This window comes from Hahella sp. HN01, from assembly GCF_018986435.1.
In the GTDB taxonomy this organism is placed as follows: domain Bacteria; phylum Pseudomonadota; class Gammaproteobacteria; order Pseudomonadales; family Oleiphilaceae; genus Hahella.
Genome location: NZ_JAHMIN010000012.1, coordinates 25,393 through 45,830, shown reverse-complemented (window position 1 = coordinate 45,830; position 20,438 = coordinate 25,393). Strand labels below are relative to the sequence as shown.

General features: G+C 54.8%; 21 protein-coding genes. 15 read left to right on the top strand and 6 right to left on the bottom strand.

The genetic code is table 11. The features are described 5' to 3' along the window. Positions 1-13: 13 nt before the first annotated feature. Entirely contained in the window at positions 14-1,009 is a 996-nt protein-coding gene (locus KP814_RS13275) for a metallophosphoesterase (RefSeq protein WP_216737227.1), read from the top strand. Here KP814_RS13275 and KP814_RS13270 read toward each other — a convergent pair. Further along, the gene (locus tag KP814_RS13270; protein ID WP_216737226.1) at positions 963-2,474 is read right to left on the bottom strand and encodes a hypothetical protein; all 1,512 of its coding nucleotides are present in this window, start codon (positions 2,472-2,474) and stop codon (positions 963-965) included. The two genes, KP814_RS13275 and KP814_RS13270, sit on opposite strands and share 47 nt — an antisense overlap. Before the next feature lie 136 nt (positions 2,475-2,610). Here KP814_RS13270 and KP814_RS13265 point away from each other — a divergent pair, with 136 nt between their 5' ends. The 3 genes from KP814_RS13265 to KP814_RS13255 all read left to right on the top strand — a co-directional run bounded on the left by KP814_RS13265 (position 2,611) and on the right by KP814_RS13255 (position 5,219). Beyond that, entirely contained in the window at positions 2,611-4,155 is a 1,545-nt protein-coding gene (locus tag KP814_RS13265; protein ID WP_216737225.1) for a long-chain fatty acid--CoA ligase, read from the top strand. 173 nt (positions 4,156-4,328) lie between these two features. Continuing rightward, positions 4,329-4,532: a hypothetical protein gene (locus tag KP814_RS13260; RefSeq protein ID WP_216737224.1), complete on the top strand. Its 204-nt coding sequence runs from the start codon at positions 4,329-4,331 to the stop codon at positions 4,530-4,532. 129 nt (positions 4,533-4,661) lie between these two features. Beyond that, positions 4,662-5,219, top strand: coding sequence for a sigma-70 family RNA polymerase sigma factor (locus KP814_RS13255; protein WP_011398644.1), 558 nt, complete (start codon positions 4,662-4,664; stop codon positions 5,217-5,219). 14 nt (positions 5,220-5,233) lie between these two features. Here the strand turns inward: KP814_RS13255 and KP814_RS13250 are convergent, their stop codons facing one another. After that, complete coding sequence (locus tag KP814_RS13250) at positions 5,234-6,526, bottom strand: serine/threonine-protein kinase (RefSeq protein ID WP_216737223.1); 1,293 nt, start codon at positions 6,524-6,526, stop codon at positions 5,234-5,236. 331 nt (positions 6,527-6,857) lie between these two features. Here KP814_RS13250 and KP814_RS13245 point away from each other — a divergent pair, with 331 nt between their 5' ends. Continuing rightward, positions 6,858-7,325: a flavodoxin family protein gene (locus tag KP814_RS13245; protein WP_216737222.1), complete on the top strand. Its 468-nt coding sequence runs from the start codon at positions 6,858-6,860 to the stop codon at positions 7,323-7,325. A 67-nt stretch (positions 7,326-7,392) separates the two neighbouring features. On the opposite strand, the gene KP814_RS13240 is transcribed toward KP814_RS13245, so the two are convergent. Together KP814_RS13240 and KP814_RS13235 are read right to left on the bottom strand one after the other, a co-directional pair. Continuing rightward, positions 7,393-8,028, bottom strand: coding sequence for a YchE family NAAT transporter (locus KP814_RS13240; RefSeq protein WP_011398640.1), 636 nt, complete (start codon positions 8,026-8,028; stop codon positions 7,393-7,395). 171 nt (positions 8,029-8,199) lie between these two features. After that, positions 8,200-8,952, bottom strand: coding sequence for an ABC transporter substrate-binding protein (locus tag KP814_RS13235; protein ID WP_127969340.1), 753 nt, complete (start codon positions 8,950-8,952; stop codon positions 8,200-8,202). Between the two features lie 710 nt (positions 8,953-9,662). Here KP814_RS13235 and KP814_RS13230 point away from each other — a divergent pair. After that, on the top strand, positions 9,663-10,508 hold the full coding sequence (locus tag KP814_RS13230) for a helix-turn-helix transcriptional regulator (RefSeq protein WP_216737221.1): 846 nt from the start codon (positions 9,663-9,665) through the stop codon (positions 10,506-10,508). Next, a complete protein-coding gene (locus tag KP814_RS13225; protein ID WP_216737220.1) occupies positions 10,505-10,828 on the top strand; it encodes a cyclic-phosphate processing receiver domain-containing protein in 324 nt (107 codons plus the stop codon). Before KP814_RS13230 ends, KP814_RS13225 begins: the two co-directional genes overlap by 4 nt. Before the next feature lie 141 nt (positions 10,829-10,969). Here KP814_RS13225 and KP814_RS13220 read toward each other — a convergent pair whose 3' ends face one another. After that, the gene (locus KP814_RS13220) at positions 10,970-11,755 is read right to left on the bottom strand and encodes an iron-containing redox enzyme family protein (RefSeq protein WP_216737219.1); all 786 of its coding nucleotides are present in this window, start codon (positions 11,753-11,755) and stop codon (positions 10,970-10,972) included. A gap of 496 nt (positions 11,756-12,251) precedes the next feature. On the opposite strand from KP814_RS13220, the gene KP814_RS13215 reads away from it, so the two are divergent. From KP814_RS13215 to KP814_RS13190, 6 genes are all read left to right on the top strand, one after another. Then, positions 12,252-12,797 carry a YbhB/YbcL family Raf kinase inhibitor-like protein gene (locus KP814_RS13215; RefSeq protein WP_216737218.1) on the top strand — a complete coding sequence of 182 codons (546 nt, stop codon included), beginning with the start codon at positions 12,252-12,254 and terminating at the stop codon, positions 12,795-12,797. A gap of 128 nt (positions 12,798-12,925) precedes the next feature. Continuing rightward, the gene (locus tag KP814_RS13210) at positions 12,926-13,387 is read left to right on the top strand and encodes a GNAT family N-acetyltransferase (protein ID WP_216737217.1); all 462 of its coding nucleotides are present in this window, start codon (positions 12,926-12,928) and stop codon (positions 13,385-13,387) included. A 292-nt stretch (positions 13,388-13,679) separates the two neighbouring features. Beyond that, positions 13,680-15,698, top strand: a complete 2,019-nt coding sequence (locus tag KP814_RS13205; protein ID WP_216737216.1) for a methyl-accepting chemotaxis protein — start codon at positions 13,680-13,682, stop codon at positions 15,696-15,698. A 97-nt stretch (positions 15,699-15,795) separates the two neighbouring features. Then, complete coding sequence (locus KP814_RS13200; protein WP_216737215.1) at positions 15,796-16,827, top strand: oxidoreductase; 1,032 nt, start codon at positions 15,796-15,798, stop codon at positions 16,825-16,827. Between the two features lie 15 nt (positions 16,828-16,842). Continuing rightward, positions 16,843-17,253, top strand: coding sequence for a hypothetical protein (locus tag KP814_RS13195; RefSeq protein ID WP_216737214.1), 411 nt, complete (start codon positions 16,843-16,845; stop codon positions 17,251-17,253). Between the two features lie 48 nt (positions 17,254-17,301). After that, on the top strand, positions 17,302-17,838 hold the full coding sequence (locus tag KP814_RS13190; protein ID WP_216737213.1) for an O-acetyl-ADP-ribose deacetylase: 537 nt from the start codon (positions 17,302-17,304) through the stop codon (positions 17,836-17,838). Positions 17,839-18,085: 247 nt separating this feature from the next. Here the strand turns inward: KP814_RS13190 and KP814_RS13185 are convergent, their stop codons facing one another. Then, positions 18,086-18,352: a hypothetical protein gene (locus KP814_RS13185; RefSeq protein ID WP_216737212.1), complete on the bottom strand. Its 267-nt coding sequence runs from the start codon at positions 18,350-18,352 to the stop codon at positions 18,086-18,088. A gap of 134 nt (positions 18,353-18,486) precedes the next feature. Between KP814_RS13185 and KP814_RS13180 the strand changes: the two genes are divergently transcribed. Next, positions 18,487-19,401 (top strand): LysR family transcriptional regulator, encoded by a 915-nt coding sequence (locus tag KP814_RS13180; RefSeq protein WP_216737211.1) that lies wholly within the window; start codon positions 18,487-18,489, stop codon positions 19,399-19,401. A gap of 4 nt (positions 19,402-19,405) precedes the next feature. Then, on the top strand, positions 19,406-20,395 hold the full coding sequence (locus tag KP814_RS13175; protein WP_216737210.1) for a ribonuclease Z: 990 nt from the start codon (positions 19,406-19,408) through the stop codon (positions 20,393-20,395). Positions 20,396-20,438: the final 43 nt, after the last annotated feature.

Here is a 20,438-nt window from a genome sequence, read left to right as displayed (position 1 = left end):
ATCACTATTTTTCATGAGCGATGTGAACCGGACGCTTGCCCGCTCCATTCCAGAAACTGAAATACACGATGACGCGGATTTACTGACGAGGCTGGAGCAGCGTCTGGGATTTGTGCACGCACGTCAGCGTCTGGGAATAGAACAGGATCATGCCCAACGGGTATTCGGCGGAGGAGGCATTAACTTTTTTCACCCGGAAAACTGGTACTCCATGCAAACTCTGATGCGCTGGACCTTCAAGCTGGCGGGAATGTATGAATGGGGGCGACGCAACGCCAGAAACATTCAAGTGACTCACAACCCTGTGCGGCACAGGAAGATTCCTGCTGCGTTCAAGGGCTTTCGCCTGCTACATCTCACGGACCTCCATGTGGATATGGATGAAGCGATCACCGCCAGATTATTGGAGATCACCGGTAGCCTGGAATATGACCTCTGTGTGATCACCGGCGATTATCGGGCGCAGACCTATGGTCCCGAAGAGGGCGCTCTGGAGGGAATGCGCCGCCTGCGTGAACGACTGCGGGGCGAGGCTTACGCCATTTTCGGCAACCACGACAGTATCCGCATGCTGCCGCCTCTGGAGGACATGGGCTATCGCATGCTGATGAACGAGTCTGCGCTGATTGAGAGAGAAGGAGAGAAAATCCAGATCGTGGGCGTGGACGATCCTCACTACTATCGCGTGGACAATCTGCAGATGGCGGCGCAGGGCCTGGATATGTCGCGCTATACTCTGTTGTTGTCGCATACGCCGGAAATTTTCAAGCAGGCGGCGCACGCGGGCATTGATCTCATGTTGTGCGGTCATACCCACGGAGGTCAGGTGTGTCTGCCTGGCGGAACTGCGATTACGCTCGACTCGGATTGTCCTCGCTTTGTCGGCAGAGGAAACTGGCGCTGGCGCGATATGGATGGCTACACCAGCACCGGCGCCGGCAGTTCGTTATTGCCGGTGCGCTTTAATTGTCCGCCGGAAGTGGTGGTGCATACGTTTTATCCGGGTTAAACCTGTTTTCCGTGGTGAAGTAGCGCTGAAACAGCAGCGGGTCATCCAGATGGCGCCGACTGGCGAAGGCGACGGCGTGATGTCCCCATTGTCGCATGGCCCCTGCGGAAGGGACGCCCATATTCCAAATCAGAAATCGCTCCAGTCGCTCCGTCCCTTCTACTAAACCATCAGGTTGGAACAGACTTAGCCATGTATCGCCGTCGCGCATCAGGCGCAGAGCGTTGTAATCCTGTAATCGATAAGTCGGGGCTTTCTCTGGAATATTCTCGCGGGGACGGTGCTCCAGTCCCACGACATAATGCGCGCCTGAGCTTAAGTACAGGACTGGCGTCTCGGAGGCCAGTTCGGGCGGCGGCGGTAAGATGATCAGGCGTTCATCGTCTGGCGGCGCGCCCGCAAAGCGAATGTTGGGCTGAACGGGATACCATTTATGATAACAACCACAGGGATGCACGCTATCAAAGAACAGAGGGACGCCTTGTGGGTCCAGCGTCACTCGCCACATCAGGCCATCCAGGGTTCCTCCCAGAATGTCGAAGGGACTGGTTTTGGGGCGGCTGTTAAACCAGAAAACGTAGACAAGCTGCGGCAGCCACTGTCCTTGCCAGTAAGTCTGCGAGACCAGCGTATAGGCGGTGGGCGTCGCATCAGTGGTCCAGCTTTGCCCTTCGCGCACTGGGCGTCCGGGGATATCGAAGTCGCCTCGCGTTTCGACTGCCAGATCCGGGCTGTAGTAAGCGAATAGGCGCCGCCATTCCTGCTCGGAAAGTGAGGGTAATCCCAGGCTGTCCTTGGGTAATGGGAAATTGACTGGCGGCGCGCTGATCTGGGTGGCCGGTATGTAACGTCGCCATTCACCTGTTGGCTGATAATGTTGATACGCCGCAGTCCCCTCGTCATTCAAGACGTCAACACGCCAGCTGATTAGTGGTTGCAATACGGCGGATAATCCCAGCCATCGGCGTAGACTGATGTAATCCTCTGGATAACTCAGGGTATGCAGATGACGCCAGAATGCGGGTTGGCCGACTAATTGATCAGCTTGCTGATGCAGGCAGCTTTCCAGCGCATCGAGAGAAAGCGGTTGAAAAAGGCGCTGGTTTTCCATGTGTCTGGTAAGGCGGCCTTTGGCGTAGGCGCGAGCCAGCCAGTCACGTCTTTGTTCTGTATCCAACGTACTCTTGCTCAGGAGCGACAATGTGCGGTCCATGCGCAGGTATTCGTAATCGGGAACCGGCCAGTCTTGTCCGTCAAATGTATGCTGACGAGAGACTGCCTGCTGAAATTGGCTCCAATCGTCGGCGCAGGGTAGGGGCAAAGGCGTCGCTGGCGATTCTGCCGGGTGGTAGCCAACGGAGGCGCAGGCGGACAGGGTCATTAATAAGACCGTTAACGTTAGACGCTTGATGGCGGTAATCATATCGTCCTCGTTACGCATGGATGGGTTTCGCGGCTTGTTCATACAGGGCGGGATGCGTGTCTCGAATAAGGCGGACTGACCCAGTTTTTGTCCTGACCGGCTGTTTTCGTAAGCGGCGGCCCGGACTATGATGAATAAACATCTGCCTATACAAGAATAATACTTGCGGAGGGAATCCATGTTGAATTTAGCCACTATTCTTACTGAGAGCGCCAAACGTCATCCTCAAAAGGAGGCGCTGGTGTGCGGAGCCGTTCGCCTGACCTACGACCAGGTTGAACATATGACGAATCAGGTCGCCAATAATTTGCTGGCGGCGGGCATTCAGCCCGGCGACCGGGTGGCGCTAAGCTGTCCTAATCTCCATTTCTTTCCTGTCGCTTACTTCGGCATCGTCAAAGCCGGTGCGGTAGCGGTTCCGTTAAATGTGTTGCTCAGCGAAGATGAAATCGCCTATCACCTGCGCGATTCGCAAGCCAAGGCCTATATCTGTTTCGAAGGCGTCGCTGACCTGCCGTTGGGGCCACGAGGCGTGGCGGCCTATCATGCTGTCGCCGAGTGTGAGCGCTTTTGGTTGATTCCCAGCGGAGCGGGATTGGTAAAAAGCGGCATCCCCGCGCTGTTTGATGAGCTTCTGTCGGGTGATGAACCGGCGCCGGATATTGTGACTCAGGCGGATGACACCGTCGTGGTTCTATATACCTCCGGCACTACTGGTAAACCCAAAGGCGCTGAGCTGACTCACGCTAATATTTTCCTGAATGTGGCGCAATTCGCCCGGCTCAGCGAAGCGCGCCTTGATGATAACCAGCTGGTGGCGTTGCCGTTGTTTCACACATTTGGACAGACGGTGCAGATGTGCGGCGGCTTTTATAACAGTAATAAACTGGTGCTGATTCCCCGTTTTGATCCTAAAGCTGTGGTGGACGCCATGGTGAAAGAGGACATTACCGTATTCTGCGGCGTTCCCACCATGTATTGGGCGTTGTTGCACGGCATTGAGCTGGACGAAGCCACGGTTGTGCGGATTCGCGACCGCCTGCGGCTATGCGGATCGGGCGGGTCTTCTTTGGCCATCGAGATTCTGCGCGGCTTTGAAGCCAAATTTCAGGTGCCGATTCTGGAAGGTTACGGCCTCTCCGAAACGTCGCCGGTCGCCTCTTTTAATGTGCTGGATCGTCCTCGTAAGCCCGGCTCGGTGGGCGTACCAATCTGGGGCGTGGATATCAGGGTCGTCGATGAGAAAGGCGCTGAGGTCGCCCGAGGGCAGCGGGGAGAAATTGTTATCCGTGGGCATAACATAATGAAGGGGTATCTGAATCGACCTGAAGCGACGGCGGACGCCATTCGCAAAGGCTGGTTTCACTCTGGCGATATTGGGTATATGGATGAAGACGGCTATCTGTTCATCGTGGATCGCCTGAAAGACATGATTATCCGGGGCGGTTATAACGTTTATCCCCGTGAACTGGAAGAGACTATCTTGACGCACCCTGCGGTGTCTCTGGCTGCGGTGGTGGGCGTGCCAGACTCGCAATACGGCGAGGAGATCAAAGCCTTCGTTATATTAAAGGAAGGCGCCAGCGCCGACGCGGATGCAATCCGGGAGTGGTGCAAGAGCAAAATGGCGGCCTACAAATACCCGCGACTGGTGGAGGTGTGCGATAGCCTGCCGATGACGGCCACCGGCAAAATTTTAAAGAGGGAGCTCAAATCACTTTAAAAGCTGCGAACGCCAATGCCCTTGAGTCCAAACAAGAAGGGGCATAGGCGTTTTGTTATAAAAAATGACGAAAAGATGACGGCTTTTTCTTTTTGAGGGCGCTTATTAGGGGGAAAACAGGCAGTAACGACCCTGATATATGACGAAGGCCCCTCAGGCCTAAGGGAAAGAAAATGAAAGCACACATCTTTGCAGCACTGCTTGCGTTAATGATGGTGATGTTCCAAGTATTTCTAATGCAGAACAGCAGCGAAAAAACCGTTACCCAGAAAACCGGCGAGCAAGAAAACGCGCATGCCGCCATTCAAGAAGTCGCATTCAATTTCACTTGGCAAGAACCGCAACTGCTGAAAGCCGTTGACGAGCAGTGGAACTAGCGCGAAGGATCGCGCTGTCTGAAAATCTAGTTTGCTAGCCGCCCCTCAGCTCCCTAAAATACGAAGAATAAACAAGATTCTTCAGCATAGGGAATGCATGTTCCCCCGAATTCAGCAGGACTAAAGACTATGGCTGGCTCTCGCAACGTAACTCAGCTACTGGCCGACTGGCAGGCCGGTGATTCGCAAGCCCTTAATCATATTATCGAATCTCTGCACGGCGAACTGCGCACCATTGCGGGTCGCTACATGGCGGGCGAGCGTCAGGGGCACATGTTGCAGGCCACCGCGCTGGTGAATGAGGCCTATTTGCACCTGGTGGATGCAGAGGTCGCCTGGAACGATCGTATTCACTTTCTCGCCGTGGCGGCGCAGACCATGCGTCGCATCCTTGTAGACCATGCCCGTGCGCAGAAGCGTAAGAAGCGCGGCGGCGACGACATTCAGGTAACGCTGCATGAAGCGCAGATTTGCGATGACGGCAGTCAGCCGGACCTGCTTGACCTGGAAGACATCCTGCAAAAACTCTCCAATGTGGATGAGCGTAAGGCGCGCATCGTGGAGATGAGCTTCTTCGGGGGCATGACTCAGGAAGAAATCGCAGAATATCTGCAAGTCTCCCTTTCCACGGTGGAAAGGGATCTGCGTTTCGCCAAAGCCTGGCTGGTGAAAGAGCTTAAAATCTAGTCACGGCGCTCTGTTCAGAGCGCTATCTCTTTCAATTGCTGACTCACGATTTGCCGGTATTGGGGCTTGATATGCCCCACCAGCGAATTGATCAGAATTTCACGATTATCTGACGTGGATGCGTAACGCTGAATCAGTTTGGGAGCGGCCGGGCCGACATGGGCGGTGAGAGCCGCCGCCAGACGCAACAGATACAAATCCGTCAACTCCTCCTTCACTACCGCTTCCTGATTCTCAATGCGCTGATCCTGACGAGCCCTGTTTTTGGCCCCGGCCTGAGCGATAGGCTGGATAGTAGTGAGCCATTGCAGCACTTTGCCCATGGAGTCGAGGCGTTTTTCCGGCTTTTTATGCAGCATCGCCGTCAATAATCGCTTGAACAGCGGGTACTCCTGAAAAACCGCCAGACTGTAGTCCGGTTCTTCGTGCATGACGGCGTGTAATACGGTGGAGGATTTTTCGCCGTCGAACATTTCCCTGCCGGTCAGCATTTCATAAATCAACGTCGCCACGGACCAGACGTCTGTCTGCAGTCCCATGTCGCGACCTTGCAACTGTTCTGGCGACATATAGCGCAAGGTGCCCATACGAGCGCCGCCCAAGGTGATATCGACGCCAGACAGCTTGGCGATGCCGAAATCCAGTATTTTGACGATGCCGTCCTCGGAAAGCAGGATGTTGGCGGGTTTGATATCCCGGTGAATGATGTCGCGTTGGTGGGCCGCCTGCAGACCATAAGCAATCTGCTTGGCGATGCGAACCACTTGATCTGGCGCCAGCGCGCCTTTGGTCAGCGCATTTTCCAGCGTCTCGCCGCTATAGTACTGCATGGCGATATACATGCCGCCGTCACTCATGGCGCCGACATCATGGATAACACAAACGTTTGGATGATCCAGGCGGGATATGGCTTTGGCTTCCTGCATCAGGCGAAAACGGACGCGTTCGTCAGTCGCGACTTCCGGCGCCAGACACTTCAGGGCCACAAAGCGCTCCAGCCGCGTGTCTTCCGCCTTATACACCCAGCCCATGCCGCCTTCTCCGATCTTACGAATGATCTTGTAAGGGCCGACCATGACGCCGGGATGCATCTTCGGCAGCACCAGTGTGGCCTCGGCGGAGGCGATGTCATATTGCTTGGGGAGGATGTCGTCGACGTGCTCATCAGCCTGCACCAGTTGCAGGACTTCTTTCTTCAGCTCGTTGTCCTGGCAATGAATATCCAGGTAAGCCCGTTGTTCTTCTGTGGATAGGTCCGCGATTGCTTCGAACAGTTCTTGTATTTGATTCCAGCGAGATACATCCATAATGCGCAGTAGCTTATTTGTCTTAGTTGCTGCTGTTCGGACCGGCGCCGGATGTCCAGGACGGCGTGGGTCGGTTTATTGGGGATAGCGAGTGACCCGATGGCGCGGCGCATCGATATCCTCCAGTCCTGTGGAAATTATAGCCTCAGGTGCGGGCCAACCTCTGATTATTGCAATAATCCATCTGCGCAAACATTAACCTGAGGGCGGTTCGGCTTGGTTATATTAACCTCTAAGCGCTGAAATGTCGCAATTGCCCGTCGCTGGCGTTGCAGACGATGTCGATTAAGCCAATCATGGTTGGTGGACGAAGATGTTTAAGGAATGGGATATGGCTGAAAAACACCTGCTCATCGTCGCGCATGCGCCTTCCCCCAATACGCAGAGACTGGTTGAGGCGGTGATGCGCGGCGCTGGGCATGAGGATATCGAGACGGTGACAACGACGTGGACTCCTCCGCTTCAGGCGACGCCGGAGGATGTATTGGCCTGCGATGCGATTATCCTCGGGACGACAGAAAACCTGGGATATATGAGCGGAGCCTTGAAAGACTTCTTCGATCGCTGCTACTACCCCTGTCTTGAGAAAACCCAGGGACTGCCTTATGCGTTATACATCCGCGCTGGCCATGATGGGACGGGAACCCGGCGCGCGGTGGAGAGCATTGTCACCGGTTTGCGTTGGCGCGCGGCGAGAGAGCCTTTGATCTGTCGGGGAGAGTTTCAGGAAATATTTGTGGCGCAGTGTGAGGAGTTTGGTATGTATGTGGCGGCGTCGCTGGACGCCGGCATCATATGATAACGATTCTTTTGCTGTAGAGCAGAAAAGGGCGCATGACCACGCCCTTCAAAACCGAACCCAGGTATTAGGCAAGAACAGGGAAAAGTCCTTTCAGGCCGTTGGCGATAAACTCAATGGCGATCGCCGCCAGAATTAAACCCATGATACGGGTGAAGATATTGATGCGGGTCTTGGTCAGATGGCTGGAAAACCAGGGGATCATCGAGAACACAAGCCACAAGGTCAGACAGAGTATCAAAATCGCCACGCCCACCAAGGCGTAGTGGGCCGCGTCAGTGCCCCGGTGGGCGTAAAGAATCACGGTGCTGATTGCTCCTGGGCCCGCTAGCAGCGGCATCGCCAGGGGGACAATTGCGACAGAGTGATGATGTCCTTCCTCTTCCACGGTTTCTTCTTCTGTATGCACGGTGGCGCTGACTTTAGCGTGCAACATGGATATGGCCATCAACAGAATCAGGATGCCGCCAGCTACCCGGAATGAGTTGATAGTGATGCCGAAGAAGCTCAGCAGGTATTCGCCCAACAGCATGGATATCAGCAGGATCAGGCCCACGGCGATGACCACGGATTTGCCGATTTTCTTACGTTCCGCTCCGCTGACGTTGGAGGTGAAGGCGACGAATATGGGAACCGCGTTAACCGGGTTCACGATGGCCATCAGGCCGATGAGAATCTTGGTGTATTCATGGAACTCAAGCATAGACGGCGCGCCTTTTACTCGTAAGTAAGGGGAGGTAAAAATTCGGCGCAATCATAGCGGCGGGCCGCTTAATAATCGAGGTAATAAATATACCTACCGTCGGGCGCCGCCATGCTCGTCCGAGTTCCGGCTGCCTATCCGGGACGGGGGAGCGTCCCGGATATCGACAGCTTACTGCATGTAAACGTCAGTAATGGATTTGGCTTCACCGGAGTCGGTGATGGCCTTGAAGCCGGCCTGCAGCGCTTTCAGCACTTCGGGGCTGGTTTCTTTGTTGATCGCCATGTACATCGGGGTGGTTTTGAACACCAGGGCGGGAACCAGATTGGTCATGTCTTCCACTTCCGACGCCACGTAAGGACCGGACAGGCCGTCAGTCACCCACAGGTCGATCTGATCCAGCGCCAGACGGCGTGGGTTCAGGCTGTCGTTGGCGATGGTGGATACATTAAAGCCGCGCTCGATGAGATAGTTGCTCATGACGTCGCCTTTGTAGCCGCCGATACGGTACTTTTTAGCCTGATCAAGGCTGGTCAGCTTCAGGTTGGAGCCCGGTTTGGCGAACAACGTCCATCTGATCTCCGCCAATGGTCCGATCCACTCGAAATAGGGGAGGCGGTCATCGGTTTTGGAGACGCAGTAAATGGCGTGGTTGGGTTTGTTTTTGGAACGGTTCATGGACGTAGCCAGATCCCGCAGTTTCAGAGAATACTCAAGAGGCGTACGCTTCAGCAGCGCTCTAACCATCTCCGTACACAACCCTGCAATCTCTTCTTCTTTATGGGCGAAAGGCTGCCCGCTCAGAGACATGTTATAGGGAGGGTAGTTCTCGGTAAAAATATGCAGCTTTTCCGCAGCCAAGCTTTTACCGCTGACAAGGGCCGCCAGTAGCATATAAGTCCAAAAAGCCAGTTTGGATCTCATATTCAAATATCACCTCTATTTACTTAAAAACGCTTCGTTGGCGCCCGGATGCATCCCGTGCGCCGGCCTTATTAACCAGGTTTGTGATTGTTCCGGCTGCGAGCGACTCCAAGCCTGCTGCTACCGACAATAACCCACACGCAAACTCCGGAAATCAATTCCGGGAATTCGTCCGTAAAAAAACCCTTTATAGACGGAAGATTCTGTCAGATGGATTACTACATTTTTTTGGACGACTTGTCTGTGGCAAGTCTTTGGGCTCTGCGTCGGCATACGGCTGATTGCCGGTTTGGTCCGCGCGCCCGATTTGTTATATGAAAGGCGCAATTTTATAACACTTTGATGTAATGTTTGTGAGCTTATTGTAATGATAGTTCATGATTTGTTAAGCGCCACATCGGGCGCGGATTCTTGTCTGACGGGCGATTCCACGGCAGGAGAGTGGATGGCGGTGGGCTAACTGGCTCGCAGGCTGCATTAAGTTAAGTTTTATTCTTCATTATCCTATCCGACAGTTTTGCCTCGTAGATATACCGATAGGAATACGCAATGGATTGACGTGCTTTTGATAGGCGACAAACGGGATTAAATGTAATGATAGAAACGGGCGAGCGCGCGTCGCCTGACAGGACTGAATTTCGCATTTAACTGACTGGCGGAAAAAACTGTTTATCACAACTGATCACAACTGACCACAACGGGAGACGAAGGTGTTGCTGGAAACCATGCGGCCAAAGTTGATTCGCCTGATGCAGCGTGAGGAAAAAGAATCCGTCGCGCTGCCTTTCAGCGTCTATCGGTGTCTGCAGCCGCAGAACCTGCACGGCGTGCCGTTCATTGATCCTTGTCTCATCATCGTACTGCGCGGCGCCAAGGTGTTGAGCTTGCAGCCGGAGTTGGCGTGTCGGTCGGGCGAATTCATTTTGGCTCCGGCGGGTATTGAGCTGCAATTCATGAACCTGCCGGAAGGGGAGTATATCGCTGTAGTGATTGGCTTCTGCGCATCCGATCTGGAAGCGATCCCCGTTTCCGCGTCCCCGGACAGAGACGGCGCGGCCATCGCCAAAGTGGACCGGACGCTGGCGGAATTTCTCAATCAGTGGATTAACTGGATTGACATCAGTCCGCCGGAGTTGTGGGCGTTGCGGCGCAAGGAGCTGGCGCATTTGCTGTACGCCAAGGGCTACGGGTCTTTGTTGAAAAGTCGTAGCGGGGCGTCCTGGCGTCGTAAGGTGAGTGAGATTCTAATACAGGAGCCGGCGAAAGACTGGAGTTTATTGGAGATCAGCCGCTCGCTGGCGGTGAGCGAATCCACTTTACGTCGTCGCCTGCAATCGGAGAACGCCGGTTTCCGTGATTTGCTGGAGTCCGTACGTTTGGGGATGGGATTGCATCTGGCGCAAACCACGCTGCTGCCGATCGCCCATATTGCGGATCAATGCGGATATCAGTCGCAATCTCGTTTCACTGAGCGTTTTAAGCAGCGATTTGGCATGACGCCGAGTGAGCTGAGGCAAACCCGGCTGGAGGAATTAGGAGAGGGCATTTTGACGTGAGCGAAGTTTATAAAGTTTATCTGGACGATGAGCGTCCAACACCGTCGGGCTGGACTCGGGTCTATTGGCCGGATGAAGCCATTGCGCTACTGGAGACGGGCGCGGTGGTGGAGATCAGTCTGGATCACGATCTTGGCGACGATGAGCGGGGAACCGGCTATGACGTTGTGCTCTGGATTGAGGAAGCGGTGGCTACGCGGGGTTTCAATCCGCCGTTGATTCGGGTGCATTCCGCAAATTCCTCCGCACGCAAGAAGATGGAGTTGGGAATAGAGAATATCCATGCTCTGGCGAAGAGATTAAGTGCGGTCGTCGGTTAGGACTAACAAGACAACAGCGGTAAGTCTTTTGCGAGCTTTGGGGGCGGCTCCTTGTGCCCCCGGCCTTCCTGGCGGTTCAGATAATTCCTCCTGACCTGAATGCCTCTGTTCCGATTTAAAATTAAAGCTCCGTGCTGCCTGCTATTGCAGTCTGAATTGCGATCCTGGCGGATTGATCAACTCTCCCTCGTCATCGAAACGGGGCAGGTAGTCCACGCCTATCCACGAATGCAGCATCGCTCCCCACAGTGAGACGCCTTCCAGCGCCTTACGCAGCAGCACTTTCGCGCGATGAGAGTCGGCGGGATCGCAGTCTTCTGGAAATGACGTCAGATACTCCAGGCCCATAATGGAGTGGTGCTCGTCCGCTTCCACATGGATATCGAAGTAACAATGGCCGGCGTTCAGCTCGTACATCTTAGGCGCCACGACCTTGAAGAAGTCATTGGAGCAGCGCTCGATGCCGCTATTGATGGCGACAAGCCACTTCTCCTGATCCTGCTCAATCGCCAACTGATAGGCCATATTGACGCAGGCGTTGGTGTATAGACTGGTGATGACGTTATCCAGCTCCGACGCGTTGCGAATAAGCCCATGCTGCAACATCCAATCGCGCAACAGCATGTGATGATCCGCCTCGCCGAAAGCATGTTTGGCGTAAAACGGCATCATAGGATTGTTGCGTAGCGACGTCATACCGAGCATTAGTCCGAGCACTTTGGGAAAAGTCGCGGAATGGTAGTACAGTTGCTCCGCCACAGGTTTGAACTGCCTGGCGTCATTGAGGTTTCTTACCCAAGTAAAGAAAGGCAGCCGGGTGATATGGTCGCTGGCGCGGTAGATGGGCTCCACCAGCCAGGCATGTCTTTTTCTCAGCGCATCCATTTTTCCATGATCAACCACTTCATATACGGTCTGTTCAGTCATGATCCATCTCCTTTTGACTGTATTGAGAACATTGCGTCGCACCGAAACTGGGTCCTCGGGCGCGTCAATGAAGCGTTAGAACCTCCGTGGAGGTAAGGCTACTGTCCGTAATATCCGGCGCGCCGACAATTTGAAAACCGTAACGAATTGCGACGCCCCTGTAGTGATGCGTTATTGCTGTGAGAAAACAATGTGTTTGCGGCGCCAAATGCAACGAATTGTGTGAGAGGCCTAAGAGTGCGATGTTGCTGTGAGGATCTGAAACCTCCTGACGCTAAAGGCGATGGGCGCATATTCTGAGCGATAAAGAGTTGATCGCTTGAAGCGGCGGAGGGGCGAATTTCAATAAAACGTAACTGCTGGTCACACAAGCATGCAAAAACAAAACTGAACGCATCAGGCGAACTTTTGACGTTTTCAGGCGAACGCCGGCGGGCTCTTTTGGGTAGATTGAAAGCCTGTTATTTAACTCAGTCTGACTAATAAGGAGACGGCCATGAAAACGACGACGGCGGCATTATTGGGGCTTTTGGCGGCCAGCATGTCACATGCGGAGATGACCCTGACCAGCCCGGAAGTGAAGGACGGCGGCAAGCTATCGAAGCAGCAGGAATATAAAGGATTTGGTTGCGATGGAGGAAATCAGTCGCCGGAGTTGGAGTGGCGGGGAGCGCCAGAGGGAACCAAGAGCTTCGCCATCACCGCCTATGATCCAGATGCGCCCACTGGCAGCGGCTGGTGGCATTGGCAAGTGATCAACGTACCCGCCGATAGTAATAAGCTGGAGCGCAATGCTGGCGTGGAGAACTCAACCGCTCTTCCCAAAGGGGCGCAGCAGATTGAGACGGATTATGGCTCCGCTGCATTCGGCGGCGCCTGTCCTCCTGCTGGCGATAAGCCCCATCGCTATCAGTTCAAGGTATATGCGTTAGGCGTGGAAAAGATTGATTTGCCTGCCGATAGCTCCAACGCCCTGGTGGGCTACTATATTCACGCCAATATGCTGGATAGTGCGGCGATCGAAGCGACCTATCAGCGTTAGAACGTTTCCTGCTAAAACCTAACCTTTAGGAATCACCAGTCATAGTGGAACAAAAGGAACAACGAGCGTAGACGAAGGTGTGCTACGCTCGTTTTCTTTTATGTCATTGGGAAAATCAGGGAGCGTTGATGACGGCTGTTGAAGAAATTCTTTTTTGTTCGCCGCGAGATCCTATGGCGGCGACATTGGTGGAGGAGCTGTCGCAGGTGTTGTGTAATCTGACTGGCGATGACGGACGTTCGTCCTTCTCGGAAGCCGATGCGGAAACGCCGAACTCCGCGTTTGTGGTGCTGTTGCAAAATGGCGCGCCAGTCGCCTGTGGCGCGCTGCGACCACTACAGGATGACTGTGCGGAAATTAAGCGCATGTACTCCCGGCGCCCTGGAGGCGGACTCGCTGTGCTGCTGGCTTTGGAGCGGCGCGCGAGGGAGCTGGGCTACCGTGAAATTTGTCTTTCCACGCGTAAAATCAATGATCGGGCGGTCTCCTTCTATCGTAAACATGGGTACGTCATTGCCGAGCCTTATGGGAAATATCGGGAGTCGGATTTGTCAGTCTGCTTCTTTAAGCGGCTGCTACCAAATGCCTGAGAAAGGAAACCGAAGCGGCGTATTAGGTAACAGAAAATAACTCGAAAATTTTCCGCTTTGCCTCTATAAATTGTGATAGGCGTCACAAAACGAGGCGTCTCTGCAGAATGAATGACGTTATAAGGACAAGACGGTCAATTCCCCATAAAAGGAATTCACACCGCATAAATAGTAGTAAGTAAATAGTATCCCTTCCGAACCCAAGCGTGTCCCGCTGGATTCTGATCTGCCAAAGCAGAAGGACCTGCGGACAGCCTGATGAATACGCCTGAGAAAATTCGAGGTGGACGCCATGTTCAGACGGTCTATAGCAGTACGCCTTTCCAGCGTGGTGGCTTTATGCATTGCGGTGGTGCTAGGTGTGGCTTCCTTTTTCCTGATTCGTTCGGTTGACAAATCCGTCACCCAACTCACCCGGTCGGACTTACAGCACTTGGTCGGCGCCGCTCACATGGCGGCCAAGGCGTACAGTGAAGAGCTGGATAACGAGGCGGTGCGCCTGTCGGAAGTATTTGGCCTCACATTCCCCGGTGAGTTCAGCACCAGCGCAGGGGAAAAAGTGGATGTCGCGGGACAAAGCGTCTTTCAGATGTACTCCGGCGACACCCCGTTAGCGGGAAATTATACGGCGGTAGATAATTTCGCCAGCGCCACCGGCGGCAATGCGACGATCTTTGTGCGGCGTGACGATGATTTTGTGCGCCTGGTGACTTCAGTGAAAAAGGAAGACGGTTCTCGCGCTGTCGGCACACTACTGAGTCATTCTTCTCCTGCCTATGAAAAGAATCTGAGTGGCGAGGCCTACACCGGCAAAGTCACGCTGTTCGGGCGCGATTTTATTACCAACTATACGCCGATCAAGAACAGTCGCGGCGATGTGGTCGGCATTCGTTATATCGGCATTGAGTTCTCCAGCTCCCTGGCCAACCTGAAACGTCAACTCGGTTCTCAGCAAATTGGAGAGGAAGGGCTGCTCTTCGTGGTCAACGCCGATAAGGGTGAAGCCCGTGGGACCTTCCTGCTGCATCCTTCGCTGGAAGGCAAAAACGTAGTGGGACAGGACGGACTTGGGCAGGCGGTTACCGCCATGTTGCAAAAGCATAATGGGGAAGTCACTTTCACAGCCCAGGACGCCAATGGCGTACAGCGCAGCTATCTGGCGTTTTTCCAGGAGGCGCCAGAGCTACGCTGGGTAGTCGCCGCCGCCATGCCCATGGACGAGATCTCCGCCACCAGCGACTGGTTGTTGAACGTGATGATCGTAACCGCTGTCTTGATTGTGGTGATTCTGTCCATCGTCATCTGGTTCGCCACCAAGCGTATGGTCGGCAAACCGCTTGAAGAGGCCGTGTTCTGGATGGAGGAAATGGCGCATGGCGACTACTCCCGCGATATCGAGGTCAATCGCGAGGATGAGGCGGGCAGGCTGCAAGAGGCGCTTAACACCATGCACCGGCATATGCGCGACATTGTTAAAGATATCGCCTCCACTGCGACCGACTTGGCTTCAGCCTCGTACCAACTCTCTGACGCCAGCAAACAAGTGGCGGCAGGCTCCACACAGCAAAGTCAGGCGGCTTCCTCTATGGCTTCAACCATCGAAGAGCTGACCGTCAGTATCGACAGGCTGTCGGAAAACGCCGACGAAGCGCAACGCCTTTCATCGGAATCATTCCATACGGCGGAAGACGGCGCGGTGGTGATCGAGCGGGCGGGAGAAGAAATGCAGCGCATCTCTACGACTGTGAAGGAGTCTTCGGAAACGATTGGGGCGCTGGGAGAACTATCCGAGCAGATCTCTTCCATCATCATGGTGATTGAGACTATCGCCGGGCAGACCAATCTGCTGGCGTTGAATGCGGCCATTGAGGCGGCTCGGGCGGGAGAGCAAGGGCGCGGCTTCGCCGTCGTGGCGGACGAGGTGCGCAGTCTGGCGGCGCGCACGACTGAGTCGGCGCGGGAGATTACCTCCACTATCGCCAAGATTCAGGAAGGCTCGCTGGATGCGGTGGAAACCATGAGTCGCGGCGTAGAGCAAGTGGAGCAGGGCGCCACATTGGCCGGACAGGCCGGAAGCTCCATTCATGGCATTCGCAATAGCGCCAAGCAGGTCATGGACGTGTTCAGTGATATATCTCTCATGCTGCGTGAACAGGCCCAGGCCAGTACTGATGTCGCGCGCAACGTGGAGCAGATCGCCACCATGACGGAAACCAATAATCGTGCGGTGCAGGATGTGGCGACTGCGGCCCGCGAGCTGGAAAATATGGCCGGCGGCCTGAAGACGCTGGTGGGACGTTTCCGCACTTGATGCGCCGCTGCGAGCGGCCCGTTACTCTGCGTTAAGGTGACAAAGGACTGTCGCCTGCAGTATAAAGCGGTTTTAGCCGATGTAGATGGAGAGGACAATGCGTCCGGTACGAACCGCCTTGATTGGCCTGGGATTTTCCGGCCAGACCTTTCACCTTCCGTTTCTTAAAACCCTCCCTGAATTTGAAGTCAGCGCTGTATTGACCCAGCGTGAAGAGCTGGCGCAATCCTTGGCGCCTGAAGTCGCGCATTGCCGCACTATGACGGAACTGCTGCAACAGGATATTGAGTTGGTCGTCATCACCGCGCCTAATGTTGAGCATTATCCGCTGGCGCGACAAGCGCTGGAGGCGGGCGTGCATGTCCTGGTGGAGAAGCCTTTTACGCCCGAGTCCGAGCAGGCCAGGGCTTTATGTGAGCTGGCGGCGCAGCGTAATCTTGTGCTCAGTGTTTATCACAATCGCCGCTGGGATGGAGACTTTTTGACGGTCAAGTCGTTATTGGACAGCGGCAGGCTGGGCGACCTCTACCATTTTGAAAGCCATTTTGACCGTTTTCGTCCCCAGGTGCGTGACCGCTGGCGCGAGAAGCCAGGAGCGGGCAGCGGCTCGCTGTATGATCTGGGCTCCCACTTGATCGATCAGGCGCTGTGCCTGTTCGGTCCCCCCAAAGCGGTTACAGCGCAAGCTCTGAAACAGCGTCCGGGTTCGGAAGCGGTGGACTATTTTCATGTCGTGCTGGATTACGCGCCGCTGCAGGTGATTCTGCACGGCAGCGCCTTGACCGCCCAGCCTGGACCTCGCTTTCAGCTGCATGGCGACCGCGCCAGCTATATCAAGCACGGGCTGGACCCGCAGGAAGACGCACTGCGCGACGGGCAGGTTCCAGACAGCGCCAATTGGGGGCTAGAGCCGGAGCACTGTCATGGCATGGTGACGGATGCGGAAGGCGCTCAGGCGCAGGCTACTCAAGCCGGGGATTACAAGCTTTTTTACCGGCAACTGGCGATGGCGATTCGCGGCGAAGCCGATAACCCCGTACCACCGGAACAGGCGATGCAGGTTATCCGCATCATCGAACTGGCGCAGCAAAGCAGCGACGAAGGACGACGCCTCGCATTCACTAAATAAAATTAAGGATATCTGATGGAAGTAACAGGACTGGATCATATCAACATTACGGCGCCGCTGGCCCTTTTGGAGAACGTGCGCGATTTTTATCTGCATGTGCTGGCGCTGCGACAAGGGCCGCGCCCCTCCGGGTTTCGGCGTCAAGGTTTCTGGTTGTATGCGGGCGAAGCGCCGATTCTGCATCTGACAGTCTCGGAAGCGGCTAGCTGCGACAGTGTGGCGACAGGCCATCTGGATCATGTGGCGCTGCGTTGTCGCGGTTTGCCGGAGACCTTGCGGCGGCTCGCGGAACATGGCCTGAGCCATTCGGTTGAGGTTGTTCCCGGGCTGGGACAAACGCAGATCTTTCTGCGCGACCCTTCCGGCTTGGGCGTAGAGTTGAATTTTGTCGATGAATTTCCGCAGGATGCGGATCGATCAGTCTGACCTCGTCTAGCGAAACCAATAGACTGTCAGCAAAGGGAGACGAAAACCATGTTGCAGGACAGAATCGATATTATTCGTGGAGACATCACCCGTTTGCAGGTTGACGCTATAGTCAATGCGGCGAATAGCGCTCTATGCGGCGGCGGTGGGGTGGATGGCGCCATTCATCGCGCGGCGGGGCCGCAGCTTTTGCAGGCGTGTCGCACTTTGGGGCGCTGCGAAACGGGATACGCCAAAGCCACTAAAGCATACAACCTGCCTGCGCAATGGGTGTTTCATGCTGTCGGACCGGTCTGGCGCGGCGGCGACGCCAATGAAGACGCACAGCTGGCGTCCTGTTATCGGGAGTGCTTCCGCCTGGCGCAGCAATATGCCGTCACCTCTATGGCGTTTCCCGCCATCAGTTGCGGCGTATATCGCTTTCCCATCGACAGGGCTTGCCAAATTGCAATGAGGGAGGTGATGGCAGGGCTACAGCACAACTCCCAGATTGAGCAGGTGATTTTCGCTTGTTTTGACGGCCAGGTTGAAGACGCGACGCGAAAAGCCTATGCGGAGATCGTTGGCTCGGACGAGTCGTCCTGAGCTTCAATTTACTGGTTTAGTGGATGTAATAGGGGCGGGACTTCAAGCGCGTAAAAGCGTCGAGAGGGGAAAAGACGCGATATTCCTGTTGGGAGAGAAGGAATATCGCTGCCGGCGGTTCAGGGACGGGAGCCCGTTTTTGAGTCGGTCCTCGCCCTGATTTCGCTCCTTGCCTTGCCGCTGTGAGGCGGTCATACGCGTCATCCGTGATGGCGGTTAGCCGCCGACGTCTTTATCCTTGCGCTTCTCAAGACTCTTCGACTACTTCACCGCGGATGTACTTCACTGTACCGGTGTACTGACCGTCGACCACTTTCTTGTCATCTGCAGACTTAGCTACTGGGATGCGCTTGCCTTGCTCAAAGCGGTAGTTTCCGCTGTAGTGAGCGTTAGGGGTAGGCACGTCCTGAACGCTTTCAGCGCGACGGTCCGCCAGGGATTCAGCGCTTGCTACGCCAGCCATTGCGGAAAGAGATAAAGCAGCTACTACTGAAAAAAGTTTTGAAGTTTTCATTTGAAATTTTCCTCTAGGTTTTGATTTCAATCGTTGTGTGGTGGCTACTTTATAGATACCATGATTGGGAATAAACATGCCTTTCTGAAATTAATTGTTTCTAATAACGAAACAATACTAAGGGGGAAATCCGGATGGATAGAATTCAGGCAATGCGTGCGTTCGTCGCCACCGTCGATCATGGCAGCTTCGCGAAAGCGGCGGACATTCTTGATTTGTCTCGACCCGTGCTGACACGGCTGGTGTCAGGGCTGGAAGATAGTCTGGGCGCCAAGCTGTTGCATCGCACGACGCGTCGGCTGAGTCTGACGGAATCTGGAGAGCGCTTCCTGGAAGCCTGCCGCAATGTGTTCTCCCTGCTGGATGAAGCGGAATCCGATCTTTCCCAACAAACCCAATGCCCCAAAGGCGTTTTGCGACTGAGCGCGCCGATGGCGTTTTCTTTATTGCATCTGGAGCCGGTCATCGCAGAGTTCATGACCACTTATCCCAGCATTGAAGTGGATATGGAGCTGGCGGACCGCCGCGTGGACTTGGTGGAAGAGGCGTTCGACCTGTCCATCCGCATCGCTCACGAGCTGGAACCGGGCCTGATTGCACGCCGTATCGGCGGCACCGCGCTGGTCACCTGCGCTTCCCCGGAATACCTGAAAGTAAACGGCTTGCCGGAAACGCCAGATGACCTGAGAACCCATGAATGTATGGGGTTCTCGCTGGCCCGGCGCAACTCATGGAGTTTCTGGGAGAATGATAAGGTGCGCTACGTGGATGTTCGCGGGCGGTTTAAGTCCAATAACGGCATCTTCCTCGCCAAACTGGCGGAGAGCGGCAAGGGTATCGTGCAACTGCCTTGTTTTATCGTGAATGAAGCCCTGCGTGAGAAACGTCTGGTCACGGTATTGAAGGACTACCAGCCGCCGAATCTGGATATTTTCTGCGTGTACCAAAGTCGTGAGTATCTGCCCCAGAAAGTGCGGTTGTTTATTGATTTTATTAGTGAATACTTTTCGTGTAATTGTCAGAAAATAGTGACTTTGAAAAGCGCCTGAACCTATGGAACTTACATTTCTCGGCACCTCCTCCGGCGTGCCGACAAAAAGCCGCAATGTCTCTGCGGCCTGCGTCAAAATGGCCGAAACCAAAGATTGGTGGCTGGTGGATTGCGGAGAGGGGACGCAGCATCGTTTGCTGCATTGTCGACACACTTTGAAGCAACTGCGTGGTGTATGCATTACGCACGTGCATGGCGATCATTGTTATGGCCTGCCGGGTTTATTGGCCAGCGCCAGTATGAGCGGGCGCACCGAGCCCCTGACAGTGATTGGTCCGGCGCCTCTGCAAACGTTTTTGCAGGCGGTGATTGAGACTACGCAGTTGCGCTTCACCTACGAGTTGCGTTTTGTGGATGTCGAAACCTTGTTGCATAGCGATTTCGTTGATGCGGACTTTCAACTGCGCGCTCATGCGCTTTCTCATCGGGTCCCTTCCTATGCCTACTCATTTACTGAAAGGCATGTGGAGGCGAAGCTGGATGTGGCGAGGCTGCAAGCGGACGGCGTACCTCCGGGTCCCATCTGGGGACGCCTGCAAAAAGGCGAGAGCGTGACCCTGGATAATGGCGCCGTGATCCATGGCGCGGACTATCTGCTGAGTGCGCGAGCGCCAAGACGCATGGTTATTGGCGGCGATAATGACCAGCCGGATTTGCTGAGGGAAGCGTGCGTTGGCGCTCAAGCGTTGGTGCATGAAGCGACTTATACCCGTGACGTGGCGGAAAAGGTCGGACTGGGCCCGCAGCACAGTTGCGCGCTGGCGGTAGCGCAATTTGCTGAGTCTGTGGCGGCGCCTAATCTGATTCTTACGCATTTCAGCCCCCGCTATCTGGATAAGGCGGATGACAAAAGCGCCTCAATTCTCGATATTGAGCGGGAAGCCGCGTCAGCGTATTCGGGGAGTCTGTTTTTGGCGCGGGATTTTGAAGTCTACCAACTGGACAAAGAAGGGCGCTTACACAGAAGCGGAGACGTTGTCGTTGATATCTGACAGCGCTGACGGATGTCGCGCTCTGCTAAAACGGCCCGCCGCA

Coding starts and splice junctions, on each gene's coding strand:
- KP814_RS13255 (WP_011398644.1), top strand. CDS start 4,662: ATGGCTGGCTCTCGCAACGTAACTCAGCTACTGGCCGACTGGCAGGCC.
- KP814_RS13195 (WP_216737214.1), top strand. CDS start 16,843: ATGGAAGTAACAGGACTGGATCATATCAACATTACGGCGCCGCTGGCC.
- KP814_RS13180 (WP_216737211.1), top strand. CDS start 18,487: ATGGATAGAATTCAGGCAATGCGTGCGTTCGTCGCCACCGTCGATCAT.
- KP814_RS13210 (WP_216737217.1), top strand. CDS start 12,926: ATGACGGCTGTTGAAGAAATTCTTTTTTGTTCGCCGCGAGATCCTATG.
- KP814_RS13220 (WP_216737219.1), bottom strand. CDS start 11,755: ATGACTGAACAGACCGTATATGAAGTGGTTGATCATGGAAAAATGGAT.
- KP814_RS13240 (WP_011398640.1), bottom strand. CDS start 8,028: ATGCTTGAGTTCCATGAATACACCAAGATTCTCATCGGCCTGATGGCC.
- KP814_RS13215 (WP_216737218.1), top strand. CDS start 12,252: ATGAAAACGACGACGGCGGCATTATTGGGGCTTTTGGCGGCCAGCATG.
- KP814_RS13245 (WP_216737222.1), top strand. CDS start 6,858: ATGGCTGAAAAACACCTGCTCATCGTCGCGCATGCGCCTTCCCCCAAT.
- KP814_RS13265 (WP_216737225.1), top strand. CDS start 2,611: ATGTTGAATTTAGCCACTATTCTTACTGAGAGCGCCAAACGTCATCCT.
- KP814_RS13175 (WP_216737210.1), top strand. CDS start 19,406: ATGGAACTTACATTTCTCGGCACCTCCTCCGGCGTGCCGACAAAAAGC.
- KP814_RS13205 (WP_216737216.1), top strand. CDS start 13,680: ATGTTCAGACGGTCTATAGCAGTACGCCTTTCCAGCGTGGTGGCTTTA.
- KP814_RS13200 (WP_216737215.1), top strand. CDS start 15,796: ATGCGTCCGGTACGAACCGCCTTGATTGGCCTGGGATTTTCCGGCCAG.
- KP814_RS13250 (WP_216737223.1), bottom strand. CDS start 6,526: ATGGATGTATCTCGCTGGAATCAAATACAAGAACTGTTCGAAGCAATC.
- KP814_RS13235 (WP_127969340.1), bottom strand. CDS start 8,952: ATGAGATCCAAACTGGCTTTTTGGACTTATATGCTACTGGCGGCCCTT.
- KP814_RS13260 (WP_216737224.1), top strand. CDS start 4,329: ATGAAAGCACACATCTTTGCAGCACTGCTTGCGTTAATGATGGTGATG.
- KP814_RS13190 (WP_216737213.1), top strand. CDS start 17,302: ATGTTGCAGGACAGAATCGATATTATTCGTGGAGACATCACCCGTTTG.
- KP814_RS13270 (WP_216737226.1), bottom strand. CDS start 2,474: ATGAACAAGCCGCGAAACCCATCCATGCGTAACGAGGACGATATGATT.
- KP814_RS13275 (WP_216737227.1), top strand. CDS start 14: ATGAGCGATGTGAACCGGACGCTTGCCCGCTCCATTCCAGAAACTGAA.
- KP814_RS13185 (WP_216737212.1), bottom strand. CDS start 18,352: ATGAAAACTTCAAAACTTTTTTCAGTAGTAGCTGCTTTATCTCTTTCC.